10 protein-coding genes and 1 rRNA gene are annotated in these 11,739 nt (G+C 63.4%); 3 read left to right on the top strand and 8 right to left on the bottom strand.

Annotated features, from left to right (window positions below; genetic code table 11):
• Window positions 1-144: 144 nt before the first annotated feature.
• A 5S ribosomal RNA gene (rrf, locus tag GJ700_RS16510) occupies window positions 145-257 on the top strand.
• 71 nt (window positions 258-328) lie between these two features.
• On the opposite strand, the gene GJ700_RS16505 is transcribed toward rrf, so the two are convergent.
• From GJ700_RS16505 to GJ700_RS16485, 5 genes are all read right to left on the bottom strand, one after another.
• The gene (locus tag GJ700_RS16505) at window positions 329-1,507 is read right to left on the bottom strand and encodes a hypothetical protein (protein ID WP_154375741.1); all 1,179 of its coding nucleotides are present in this window, start codon (window positions 1,505-1,507) and stop codon (window positions 329-331) included.
• Window positions 1,491-2,282 (bottom strand): outer membrane lipoprotein-sorting protein, encoded by a 792-nt coding sequence (locus tag GJ700_RS16500; protein WP_154375739.1) that lies wholly within the window; start codon window positions 2,280-2,282, stop codon window positions 1,491-1,493. Before GJ700_RS16500 ends, GJ700_RS16505 begins: the two co-directional genes overlap by 17 nt.
• Complete coding sequence (locus GJ700_RS16495) at window positions 2,279-4,804, bottom strand: MMPL family transporter (RefSeq protein WP_154375737.1); 2,526 nt, start codon at window positions 4,802-4,804, stop codon at window positions 2,279-2,281. Before GJ700_RS16495 ends, GJ700_RS16500 begins: the two co-directional genes overlap by 4 nt.
• Window positions 4,801-5,988 carry a Rossmann-fold NAD(P)-binding domain-containing protein gene (locus GJ700_RS16490; RefSeq protein ID WP_154375735.1) on the bottom strand — a complete coding sequence of 396 codons (1,188 nt, stop codon included), beginning with the start codon at window positions 5,986-5,988 and terminating at the stop codon, window positions 4,801-4,803. The genes GJ700_RS16495 and GJ700_RS16490 overlap by 4 nt, the downstream gene beginning before the upstream one ends.
• Window positions 5,989-6,070: 82 nt before the next feature.
• Window positions 6,071-7,759: a sensor histidine kinase gene (locus tag GJ700_RS16485; protein ID WP_154375733.1), complete on the bottom strand. Its 1,689-nt coding sequence runs from the start codon at window positions 7,757-7,759 to the stop codon at window positions 6,071-6,073.
• Window positions 7,760-7,925: 166 nt separating this feature from the next.
• Here GJ700_RS16485 and GJ700_RS16480 point away from each other — a divergent pair, with 166 nt between their 5' ends.
• Window positions 7,926-8,525 carry a LuxR C-terminal-related transcriptional regulator gene (locus GJ700_RS16480; RefSeq protein ID WP_154375731.1) on the top strand — a complete coding sequence of 200 codons (600 nt, stop codon included), beginning with the start codon at window positions 7,926-7,928 and terminating at the stop codon, window positions 8,523-8,525.
• Window positions 8,526-8,624: 99 nt separating this feature from the next.
• Here GJ700_RS16480 and GJ700_RS16475 read toward each other — a convergent pair whose 3' ends face one another.
• On the bottom strand, window positions 8,625-8,975 hold the full coding sequence (locus GJ700_RS16475; RefSeq protein WP_154375729.1) for a DUF1840 domain-containing protein: 351 nt from the start codon (window positions 8,973-8,975) through the stop codon (window positions 8,625-8,627).
• 96 nt (window positions 8,976-9,071) lie between these two features.
• Complete coding sequence (locus GJ700_RS16470) at window positions 9,072-9,608, bottom strand: hypothetical protein (protein WP_154375727.1); 537 nt, start codon at window positions 9,606-9,608, stop codon at window positions 9,072-9,074.
• A gap of 70 nt (window positions 9,609-9,678) precedes the next feature.
• On the opposite strand from GJ700_RS16470, the gene GJ700_RS16465 reads away from it, so the two are divergent.
• Window positions 9,679-10,212, top strand: coding sequence for a DUF2058 domain-containing protein (locus GJ700_RS16465; protein WP_154375725.1), 534 nt, complete (start codon window positions 9,679-9,681; stop codon window positions 10,210-10,212).
• Here the strand turns inward: GJ700_RS16465 and GJ700_RS16460 are convergent.
• Window positions 10,202-11,722, bottom strand: a complete 1,521-nt coding sequence (locus tag GJ700_RS16460) for a YifB family Mg chelatase-like AAA ATPase (RefSeq protein WP_154375723.1) — start codon at window positions 11,720-11,722, stop codon at window positions 10,202-10,204. The genes GJ700_RS16465 and GJ700_RS16460 overlap by 11 nt on opposite strands.
• Between the last annotated feature and the right edge of the window lie 17 nt (window positions 11,723-11,739).

Raw genomic sequence — 11,739 nt, 5'->3', positions numbered from 1 at the left:
ATTAAGCTAACCAGTACTAATTGCCCGTACGGCTTGTCCCTATAACCTTGCCGGTTATACGCATTTACTCGATGATGAGTTACCCAAATTTACTTCTTCCGGATTGCAGTTGCTGGCCATAGCCAGTAACGCGACAAGTCAAAGCCTGATGACCATAGCAAGTCGGTCCCACCCCTTCCCATCCCGAACAGGACCGTGAAACGACTTTGCGCCGATGATAGTGCTGCAACCAGTGTGAAAGTAGGTTATCGTCAGGCTAGTTATATAGAAAAACCCCGTCAGTTAGCTCTGGCGGGGTTTTTTGCTTTGAGCTTGGGCCTGCTGCGCGTTAATACTTCCAGCTCAATTCCAGCGTAATGCGGTTGTTGCCGCGGTAGGCACCCCAGAAAGTGTGTGGCTGGCCGCGCATGGCAAGGCCTGCGATGGTCATGGTCAGCGCATTGCCAGCACGCCGCTGCCAACTGGCGCGCCAATAGCTGTCGTGCGCCTGCGTATTCCAGACGCCGGACAATTCCACCAGGCTGCGCTGGTTGGAATCCGGATCATAACTGGCCTTGAACATGATGTTCTGCTCGAGCACGCGGCGGAAATCCGGCCATCCCAGGCGGTCCACGGCTTGCGCGCGCTGAGTGCTGCCGGCATATTGCACGATCGCATACAGTGTGTCGCCCGCATGCAGCCAGTCACCGGCTTCCTTGTCGATGCTGGCCACATATTGGATAAAGCTGCCACCGGCTTGCTGGTAGCGCGCCACTTCCAGCCGGGCCACCTGACTGTCGCCAGCCTGGCGGGCCAGCGTCAACGCGGCCGCGCGCAGTGGCTGGAACCAGGCGTGCAACCTTGGCCCCGGTTCCAGCGCGATGGCGGGCGCCGTGCTGTGGCCCCGGTACACTACAGCGCTCCAGTCGGCTTGCATCCAGTTGCCCGCCAGACGCACTCCAGTCTGCGACCCATTGGCGTGTTGCGGCGCCTGCAACCCGGCTGCAGCCGGCGGCAGCCATGCTCCGGCCGGCAGGTGTGACGGCTGTTGTTGCGGCAGCCATACCACTTCCACGCTGGTCTGCCCGCCATAACGCAAACTGGCCGCAGGCGCAGCCAGTTTGCGTACACGCGTGATGTCGGACCAGTCGCGAGGGTTAAGCAAGTCCGCAGGACTGACGATATCGGTCTGGCTCCAGTCGAATACCTGCTTGCCCAGCCTGATTTGCCAGTCGGCTCCGCGCAGGCCTGCATAAGCACGCCGCAGGCTGGCGACAGGTGTGCCCTGACCATTGTTCCACCACGCGGGCCTGCCCACGCTTTCGCGCAGCATCAGTTCCGGTTCCATCTTCCATTCCATCCCGTCACCCGTGTCGCCACCCGCTTCATGCGTCCAGCGCAATTCCAGCGGCGATCCGCGTGCGGCCGCTTGCCACCATACGATTTCTCCATGCTGCTCCATCGCTTGCGCCAGCGTTGGCAGTGTGGCCAGCAGCGCCAGGACACTGCGTTTAATCACCACGGACACTATCGTTCTCCATCATGTATGGCTGGCTGAATACCCGTTCGCCCAGCGCGTCGTTGAACAGGCGCTTGCGTACCTTGAGCACGGTCTGGCTGCCGTCGCGCTGGCGCAGCACGATGCGGTCGGCACGCCAGCGGCCCGGGGCGGGGTAGCTCAATTCTTCAAAGGTCAGGGTCTTCAGGGCTTGCGCGCCTTCGTCAAAGTAGTCGATGCGGACTGGCACGCCCTGGCTGTTAAGCGCGATGTCGCGCCGGCTGTAGCCGCTGACCGTGCCGGCCTTGGGCGTGGCCGTTACAACGGCGCCGCCCGCGCCCTGGCTGGCATAGCGGTATTCGAACAACGCGGTTTGCTCGCCGATCAATTGCTTGTTGTCTTCGAATGTGAACGCCGTATCGGCGAAATAGCGGGTTTCGCGGTTGCCCGCCACCTTGCGCGCAGCGCTCCACGAAGGCTGGCGCAGCCAGATCTGGTCGGGCGCGCTGATATTGCGCTCGATGAGCAGGGCCAGCCCCAGGTCGGCCAGCGGTTCGAGGAATTTTACCGACACGCGCTGCCCCTGCTCCCCATACCGTATGCGGCGCCACAGCAGTTTGGAAGGCAGCGCCTGGCCCGCTTGCGTGACCTGGACTTCCACCAGTTCCCGTTCTGTTTGCACGCCGGCCTGGTATTGCTGCCAGGCGTGCGCAATGGCGCCGCGCGCATCCTGTTCCGCCGCGCCGCATGCCGCCGGGTAGATGGCTGCGCAAGCCAGCAGTGTCGTGGCGATCCATGTTTTCATTCGTGTTGCTCCATTAATTGAGGTTGTGGCTGGGAAGCCTGCGCACGCGGCGCGCGACTGCACAGCGGCAGCAAGGCAGGCATCAGCAGGATGGCGCCCAGTGCGCAGGTGGCCAGCATCACCAGCATGATTACGCCGAGGCGCTGGATCGGCAGGAAGGGCGACAGCATCAGGAAGCTGAAGCAAATGCCATTCAGGGCCGCATCCGTCAGGGTGATATAGCCACGCTCAGCAAGGGCGCGCTGCAATGCCTGGTTGCGGTCCAGTCCCTGTTCAAGGGCGGCGCGATAGTCGTCGATCAGGTACAGGTCGAAGTCGATGGCCGCATTGATGCCCAGCGCCGTGGCGCATGCCGTGGCCTGGTCCAGCGGGATGTGGAATGCGGCCATCAGCAAGACAATGGCGGCATACGCAAACAGGAACGGCACCGTCATGGCGCATGCCGTGGCCCAGGGACGCAAGGCTGCGAGGCGCGGGGCGCGGCGCGCCAGCCACCCCAGCCACAGCGCGCAGCTGACGATCACCAGCGGGAAGGACAGCAGTACATTCAGCGGTTTGCCCTGGCTGATATACAAGTCGGTCTGGTGATAGCTGTGCAGCGGGCCGTAGGGCAGCATGCGCAAGTCGGGGAAGTCGCGCGCGGCCACCGCCTCGGCATGGGCGGCAAATACGCGCAGGCTGGTCGAATTGTCGGCCGGGTGGGACAGGTACAGCGCCACGCCGGCATCGGCCCACAGGTAGCGCGCCAGCGCAGGTTGCGTCAGGTCCCAGCGGATTTGCTGCAAGCGGTCGTGCGCTTGTTGAATGGTGCCAGGCATGGCGTCCCTGCCGGCGCCGCCAGCTTCCTGCTGCTGCATGTAGGCGAGCGTGTCGAGGACGGAGTTGGCGCCGCGCGCTTCCGGCAGGGCGGCCAGCTTGCGCTGCAATTCCCAGGCGCGCTGCAGGAATTCGGGTCGTTCCACGGCCGCCCCGGCGTATTGTGCCGCTGGCACGACCAGGTACGACAAGCGGCCGAAGCCCGTGTGGCCGGTACTGTTCAGCAATGCACGGCCACGGTCGACAATGGTGTTGGGCAGGTAATCGATCGGCTTTTCCTGCACCACGATCCATTTTTCGTCCGCCAGCCAGTCATGCACCACCACCGCCATGGCGCCGCCGACTGTGACGGCGCAGGCCAGCAGCGATGCCATGGCGGCACGGCCGGGCGCGGACCGGTCGAGACGCACGATCAGCCGGTGGCAGGCGCGCGGCAAGGCGTGGATCATGCGTTCCCACTGGCGCTGCGCCAGGCTGGCATGGCCCGTATTCACGGCGCCGGGCGTGCCGCCGAATGTGATGTGCAACGCGGGCAACAGCATGCTGACCAGTACACGCTGGTAGACGATGCCGATAGCCGACAAGACACCCACTTCCATGATGCCGCGGATGCCGATTTGCGGCAGCGTGGCGAAATTGAGGATGGCAACCAGCGCCGCCACGTTCAGCGGCAAGCTGTGGCGGCCTACCTGGCGCCACAGCGCGGCCGGGGCGGCGCCGGGTTGGCGCGCCTGCAATTCGTTGTAGCGCTCGAGGGCGCGGGTATTGAAGGAAATGCCGGCCACGATCATGGCCGACAGCACCAGCAGGAAATACACGCGCTCGGCCAGCGGTGCGCCGAAGAAGTCCAGGCCCAGTAAGCCGCACAGGGCAACGGTTCCGCGCACCAGCACGAACGACGCGAAAATGCAGGTGGAGCTGTACAGTGCCTGTTTCAGCGATTTCAAGGCCAGCAGCGCCGCCAGCGTGGCAATCACCAGGCCGATGGTCGAGTAAAACAGCACGTCGGACATCAGCGCGAAGTGCATCAGGCCGCGTCCGACCGACCAGCCGCCCAGCGACACATTGGCGTAGGGCGACGCCGGCTTGATGTCGCCCTTCAGCAGCAGCCATTCGAGGGCGTGGATCGGGCGCTGTTCAAGGTACTCGGCTACTTGGCGCACCAGGTCCAGCTCATTGGTTTGCTCCGGCGTGAACAGCAGGATTTGCGCGTAACGGAAGTCCTTGCCGACCAGCAGGCCGGATGCAGTGGGATCGGCAGCCACCTGTGCACGCCACTGCGCCATCGGCACCGGCATTTGCAGTTGGCCGTCAGGCCGCAGCCAGGCCGGATCCAGGTGCGGCGTACTGGCCAGTTCACCCGCATCGGCGCGATAGGCGTAACTGTCCGCGGCCAGGCTCCAGACCACGGCTTGCGGGAAGCGCTGGCGCAATTCCCGGGTCATGCGGATCAACTGTGCCATGCCTTGTTCGTCGAGCCCTTGCGGGAACGACAGCACAAAACTCATGGGATCGCCCTGGCGCAAGCCGCCGATGCGATCGACCTGTTTCTGCGCCAGGTAGTAGGCGTTTTGCTGGTCCAGCAGCGCATCCTGCACGATGCCGGCTGCCGGGACCCGCAAGTTCAGCCAGGTAAAGATCGCCAGCACGGCAGTGGCAATGGCCAGCACCAGGGCGGCGCGGCTGCGTGTTGGAAGCAGTGTCATGCCACGTTCCTTTCCACTTGCGCCGTGCGCCCCCGCACGGCAGCGATGCGGGTGTCGCCCGCCAGTTTCAGGTTGAAATTGGGGAGTGGCTGTCCAAAGCAGTGGGGCGCCGCCACCGTGACGCTGACCGACTGGAATGCCTGCGCCAGCACCGCCATGTTGGCGTTGCTGACAGTAAACCAGTCCTGGTTCAGGCGCTGGTATTGCTGTTCGCGGTAGATCGCGTGATGCAGGGTCAGGGCTTCGGCAAAGCAGCCAAACACAGTGCGGTGCGCCAGTTTCAGCATGCCCGACGAAAGCGAGCCCAGCACATAGGTGACCATGGGAGAACTGGCATTGCCGGCATCCTGGCGCACCACCGCGCGGTGGCAGTTGGCATAGGTGGCGGCATCCAGGTTGGCCGGTTCCGCCACATCGACCACCAGCAATTTGCGGCCGGTGCGCCGCAGTTTGCTGATGGCCATCAAGTCCAGTTTGGCTTCCGCGCTATGGGTGCAGGCAACCACCGCATCCACCTCACCCACATTGCATACATCGCGGAACAGGGCGATGCCGGGAAAGCGCCGGCCGAAATCGGCCAGCAGGGCGCGCGTGGTGCCAAAGCCGGCCACGCGGTAGCCCTGGGCTTGCAAATAGCAGGTGACTTCCGTGCCGAGAATGCCATAGGGGCCGATCACCAGCACGCGCGCGCCTCGACCGATGCCGGCATTGTCCAGCGCGCGCTGGACATCCTGGCACAGCAGCAGGGCGGTCCCGTTGTCACCGATGGTGAACAGCACGTCGGGGAAGGCTGCCTTCAGGGCGGCGCCATCGCGGCCAAACAGGCGCTTGGTCGATGCCGCCAGCAACACCACGCGCGCGCCGCGCGCATGGGACCAGCGCACGGCGTCCATGAACAGGGCGCGGCCCCGCTGGCGCCCTTCCTTGGTCATCAGTTCTGCGGCGGTGACATCGAGGCCGCGCACGCGGCCGGCCACGCCGTTCAGGTAAATGCGGGCGCCGTTGGCGTGGCCGCTGCGGGGGCGCCAGCGGCCCCAGAACAAATGGCGCTCGGCGTCATCGCGCACATTGGTGATGATGGCAACATCGATGGCCGGGCATCCCGTCAGGTAGCGCCAGTGGCCCCGCCAGTCGGCCAGGTGGCATAGCGCGCGCCACAGCGCGACGCGGATAGCTGCAAACATGGTGTGCTCCGTGGTGATCAACAATGCCACGCAGTCTAGGCACCCGCACCGGGTGGGAACATACGGAAAACACCGTAATTTGTCAGTTGGGCAAGTGGATGCAGAAGCCGGTGCCGCGGCCGGGGATGGAATGGATCGTGAATGCGTATCCGCATTGTTCGCACAGGTTGCGGACAATGAACAAGCCCAGGCCGAACCCCTGGCTGGCTCCGTCGCCTTGCTGCCAGGGCGCCATCAGCTTGCGCTGCATGGCAGGGGCAATGCCGGGACCGGTGTCCCAGACCTGGATTTCAATGCCATTGGCGCGCCGTCGCGCGCCCAGCAGCACGGCGCCGTGCGGCGTGTAGCGGATGGCGTTGGCCAGCAAGTTGTTCAGGATGCGGTACAGCAGCAGGGCGGAGCCGGCCGCATGCCCGCCGGGCGGGTGGACGCGCAGGCGCAATCCCTTGTGGCGAGCCGCCGCCGCGAATTCCTGTTGCAGTTGGATAAACAGGTCGGCAAGTTGGATGGGTTCCGGCCCCACTGCATCGCGCCGGCATTGCGCCATCATGTCGTTCAACAGGGTTTGCGCGTAATTGAGCGTGTTGTCGATATGGGTGGCGATAGGCAGGTTGTCCTGGTGCTGGCGCAGCGCCGCGATTGCGTAGCGGATGGACGCCAGCGGCTGGGAAATGTCGTGGCTGGCGGAAGCCAGGCGGAGCTTGTGCTGTTCTGCCTCGGCCATGGCGGCGAAGCGCGTTTGTTCCGCTTGCAGCAATTGTTCGTTTTCCGCCAGCCGCTGCAGGCGCAACGCCGCGCGCTGCTCGCTTTGCAGCCGGAGTTGGCTGAGCACGGCGGCGCCAAAGAAAAAGGTTTCACCCAGGTAGCCAAACTTGGGGAAGGCCAGCATAGGCACGCCAGGGAACGGGTTGAACCAGAGCATGGTCATGCCGGTCATCAAGATGCTGCAGATACACAGCGACAATACGCCGAGCAGGTAAAAACGGGCTGCCGGCACGTTTTGACGCACGGCTTCCCAGGCGCAGGCCAGGGCCAGCAAGCCATAAGTGGAGGTCAGGGCCAGCGCCCAGATGGTCATGGGGTGGAACCAGTGCACGACCATGGTCAGCCCTGCCGCCGCCAGCAGCACCAGGTTGCCGAAGTACAGGCGCGGCATGCGCCAGCGCATTTGCAGCAGGCTGATGGCGAAGGCGCCGTGCCAGCCCATCATCATCAGGGCCAGTATTTCCGGGATGGCCATGTTCCATGCGGGCGAATCGGGCCACGCAAATTGCAGCCAATAGCCTTCGGTCTGGGCGATGAACAAGACACTGGTGACCACCAGACCCGCATAAATCCGGTAACTGTTGTTTTGGTGTGTCCCCAGCCCGACAGCCAGCAGGGGGACCAGGACCAGCATGATGCCGAAAATAATACCGTTGGCGAGGTCGGCGCGGGTATCGTCGTCGATCAATTGTTCCCGCGTCAGCAGGCGCGGCGTCAGCGGCGTGGTGCCATGGGTGCGAAAACCCACCAGCACCTCCACCTGTCCACTGCCAGGCGCCAGGGGTACCACCAGTTTTCTATGGCGCAAGGGGCGGTCGCGGTACCGGCTGTGTTCGTCGAGCCTGGCCAGCGTTTGCCAGCTGCCGCCGCTGCGTTGCAACACCACCAGTTCGAAGGCGTCCGGCAAACCGAGGTCGAGCAGGGAATTGGCGGCGGCCGGCGTTGCCGTGATATGGTGCCAGCGCAAACCGGCCGGCGCCCCGGGAGGGGCGCTGGCGGCTCGCATGCATGGCTCCAGGACCAATGGCGCAGCATGAATGGCCACGCAATCGTAGGCCCGGGCTTGCCATACCGGCGCCAGCAGTAAATACGCCAGCAAGGCGCGCAGCAGCAATAACACAGCGGGCTGTCCTGTAAGATGTAATGCTATTCGGAAATTTTATCATCTCCCCATGCAAATCATCCTTGCTGACGACCACGCTATTTTTCGCCAGGGACTGGCCATGCTGCTGCAGGCGCAGCCCGGCTATGCCGTCGTGGCGGAAGCCGACCGGCTGGAAGGCTTGCCCCAGCTTGTGCAGCTGCACAAGCCAGACCTGTTAATCCTTGATTACCACATGCCGGGCGGGGAATCGAGCGCCGTGCTGGCGTATTGCAAGCAGCGCGATCCCGGCTTGAAGGTGATTGCGCTGACGGGCGCGCAGTCGGGAATGGCGTATCGGCAACTGATCGATGCGCGCGCGGATGCGGTGCTGCTCAAGGACGCGACTGCGCCCGAGTTGCTGCGTTGTATATCCGATGTAATGTCCGGCAAAACCGTGGTGCCGGAGGCCGTGCAGCGGCAGGCCGATGCGGTCGATCATGGGCTCACGCCGCGTGAGCGGCAAATCCTGCAACTGATCTACCAGGGGCTGGCGACAGCGGAGGTGGCTGAACAGTTGCACCTGTCGGCCAAGACCGTGGACAAGCATCGGGAAAACTTGATGCGTAAATTGTCAGTGAACAACGTGGTGCAGTTAATCCATAAGGCCCGCGAGCTAGGCATTGCCTGATCACCATCTCGAACAGGGCTGTGAAACGGCTTTGCGCCGCGCAGGCGCAGGAACTCCGGCCGCGACGTGCGCAGCCGGGTATTCAGGGACAATGCCGGCCTACACGCCCCAGAGGATGTCGTGGCCTTCCGCCACTGACGAACGCAGCATCTGCAGCAGCGGATAGACCCGCTGGCCGAAGCCGACATGCTGTTTTTCCGCCAGTTCCGACCCGTCACCGTCGAGTGCATCCACGTTATGCGTGGTGTCTTTATGGTGTTCGATATCCAGGTCTTCGATGTGCTGTTTGCTGAGCTGGACTTCTTTTTCCAGCAGCGCCAGCACGCCGGGCGCTTCTGCTGCGGTGATCACGCCACGCGCCGGACTCTTGTTCAATACTTCAAGAATGCGTTCCGCGTGCTCCTGGTACATCATGACTGCCGGAGAGGATTTGGATTTAAACGTGATCATGGCACTGTCCTGTCCTGTTGTTGTCCGTGCTGAAAAGATAGCACGACTTACGGACTTGCACACTAACAGTCTTTACTGTCCGGTTAGCTGGGCCGCTTAATCGGTTTTAAACGATGTCAGGAACATATCGACAGCTTCTTTATCCACGTGTTTTTCCCGTCCGGCCACGATGGCTTGGTACACGCGTTTGTCTTTGGCGACAAAGCGCCCGTACAGCACCATGGCTTCACCATTGCGCGAACCTTTGGCTTCCACTGCGATCGTGGAGCGCTGCGCGCCGCCCGCCGAACTGCTCTCCTGTTTTTCCGACGTGACGGTGGCGTTCAGGTTTTTCACCATCGTGCCTTTCATTGCCGTGATGGCAGCCTGGGCGCGGGCCGCATCCGGCAGTTCCGCGCTGCCGACGGCAAAGGTGACGCCGTCGATTTCCGCCGCCGCCATATGCATATCGACTTTGTCTTCGCCCAGGTTGACCTGGCGGGTTTGTGTCGCGGGCTTGCTGGGGAACAGGGCTGAATATGGTGTCACCGGACCGCGATAATCGCGCCAGTCGAATTTCGGGCTGCATGCGGCCAGCAGGATGGCTGTCGTCAACGCAGCCGGTATGGCAAGGGGCAGGGAACGGATTTTCATGCGTAAATGTTAGCACGCAGTGCCCATCTGCTATGCTGGCGTTTTTGTATCCGTGATGGAGTCAGTCAGCATGGTTTCGCTGCAAGAGCAATTAATGAAGGCCGGTCTGGTCGACAAAAAGAAGGTCACCAAGGTCAACCAGGACAAGAGCAAGCAAAAGAAGGAAGAACGCCGCACGGGCCAGCAAAGCGTTGATGAAGCGAAACTGGCGGCCCAGGAGTTGCAGCGTAAAAATGCCGAGCGGGCGCGCGAACTCAATGCGCAGCGCGACGCGGCGGCCGCACAAAAAGCCGTGCAGGCGCAAATCGTCCAGCTGGTGCAGAAAAATCGCCAGAACAAGGGCAACGGCGATATCGCCTACAACTTCACTTACGGCGCCAAGGTCGAACGGATTTATGTCTCGGCCGCCGTGCAGGAACACTTGGTGGCGGGCCGCCTGGCGATCGTCGGCATGGGCGACCATTTCGAGCTGGTGCCGCGCGTGATTGCCGACAAAATCGCCGAGCGCGACGAAGCGCGCGTGGTGCGGGCCAAGGCCAGCGCCGCACCGGTGGAAGACGATCCGTACGCCGACTTCAAGATCCCCGACGACTTCACGTGGTAAGCACCAGCGCGCGCCGGTATTGAATCGCTTCGGTCAGGTGCTTCAATTTGATGGCCTTCGAGGCGTCGAGATCGGCGATGGTGCGCGCCACCCGCAATACGCGGTGATAGGCGCGCGCCGACCAGTCGAACCGCTTCATGCTGTCCCGCAGGTGGGCCTGGCTGGGCGCGTCCAGTTTGCACAACCGTTCCACTTCGCGCGTCCCCAGCAACTGGTTGGATTTGCCCTGCCGCTCCAGTTGGCGGCTGTAAGCCTGCGCCACCCGCTGCGCCACCATCGGCGACGCATCGGTGGCGGGCGCCGCCTCCAGTTCATCGGCCGTCAGCGGATTGACGGACACCAGCAAATCCATGCGGTCCAGCAACGGGCCGGAAATCCTGCCCTGGTAGCGGTTGATGGTGTCGGGCGCGCATTTGCATTTGGCGCTGGGATGGCCGTGGTAACCGCAAGGGCAGGCATTCATGGCGGCCACCAGCTGGAAACGGGCGGGAAAGTCCACATGGTGCGACGCGCGCGACACCGTGATGGTGCCCGTCTCCATCGGCTGGCGCAGCACGTCCAGCACGCGGCGGTCGAATTCCGCCAGTTCATCGAGGAACAATACGCCGCCGTGCGCCAGCGAAATTTCGCCCGGACGGGGCGTGCCGCCACCGCCGACCAATGACGGCCCGGACGCCGTGTGGTGCGGCGCCCGGAATGGCCTGCGCATCCAGCGCGCCGTATTGAAGCAGCCTGCCAGCGATTGCACGGCGGCTGACTCCAGCGCTTCGTCATCGGTCATGGGTGGCAGCAAGCCGCCCAGCCGCAGCGCCAGCATACTTTTACCGGCGCCCGGCGGCCCGACCAGCAACAGGTTATGCCGACCTGCCGCGGCAATTTCCAGCACCCGCTTGGCTTCCTGCTGTCCCTTGACGTCGGACAGGTCCGGGTAATTTTCGGCCTCCAGTTCCGGCGTAACAACGTGACGCGGCAGCAGCGCGCTGCCATCCGAGCTGGAGAAATGCGCGCACACCTGGATCAGCGAAGGCGCGGGATAAATCGACATGCCCTGCACCAGCGCCGCTTCCGCCGCATTGGCCAGCGGCAGGATAAAGGCGCGCCGCTTGCGGGCGGCGTTGCGCCGCATGGCAAACGCCATCGCCAGCACACCGGGAATCGCGCGCAATTCACCCGTCAGCGACAGCTCGCCGGCAAATTCGTAATCATCCAGCGGCGACGTGGGAATCTGGCCAGAGGCGGCCAGGATGCCGAGCGCGATGGGTAAATCAAAGCGGCCCGACTCCTTGGGTAAATCCGCCGGCGCCAGGTTGACGGTGATGCGCTGGGCCGGCATTTCATAGCCGCACGACATGATGGCGGCTTGCACGCGGTGGCGCGCTTCCTTGACTTCCGTGTCGGGCAAGCCAACGATGGCGAACGCCGGCAATCCGTTGGCCAGGTGGACTTCCACATTCACTTCCGGGGCTTCCATGCCCGCCAGCGCGCGGCTTTTCAGGACGGCCAGGCTCATAGGGAATCCTTGCTGTG

The organism is Pseudoduganella rivuli, assembly GCF_009674485.1.
Taxonomy (GTDB): Bacteria; Pseudomonadota; Gammaproteobacteria; order Burkholderiales; family Burkholderiaceae_D; genus Rugamonas; species Rugamonas rivuli_B.
Note: the sequence above shows the minus strand (reverse complement) of the source record. Positions and strands in the feature narration are given on the sequence as shown.

Bases quoted from the DNA above. Each gene is read 5' to 3' on its own strand.
- GJ700_RS16485 (WP_154375733.1), bottom strand. From the start codon at position 7,759: ATGCGAGCCGCCAGCGCCCCTCCCGGGGCGCCGGCCGGTTTGCGCTGG.
- GJ700_RS16500 (WP_154375739.1), bottom strand. From the start codon at position 2,282: ATGAAAACATGGATCGCCACGACACTGCTGGCTTGCGCAGCCATCTAC.
- GJ700_RS16460 (WP_154375723.1), bottom strand. From the start codon at position 11,722: ATGAGCCTGGCCGTCCTGAAAAGCCGCGCGCTGGCGGGCATGGAAGCC.
- GJ700_RS16465 (WP_154375725.1), top strand. From the start codon at position 9,679: ATGGTTTCGCTGCAAGAGCAATTAATGAAGGCCGGTCTGGTCGACAAA.
- GJ700_RS16475 (WP_154375729.1), bottom strand. From the start codon at position 8,975: ATGATCACGTTTAAATCCAAATCCTCTCCGGCAGTCATGATGTACCAG.
- GJ700_RS16470 (WP_154375727.1), bottom strand. From the start codon at position 9,608: ATGAAAATCCGTTCCCTGCCCCTTGCCATACCGGCTGCGTTGACGACA.
- GJ700_RS16495 (WP_154375737.1), bottom strand. From the start codon at position 4,804: ATGACACTGCTTCCAACACGCAGCCGCGCCGCCCTGGTGCTGGCCATT.
- GJ700_RS16490 (WP_154375735.1), bottom strand. From the start codon at position 5,988: ATGTTTGCAGCTATCCGCGTCGCGCTGTGGCGCGCGCTATGCCACCTG.
- GJ700_RS16480 (WP_154375731.1), top strand. From the start codon at position 7,926: ATGCAAATCATCCTTGCTGACGACCACGCTATTTTTCGCCAGGGACTG.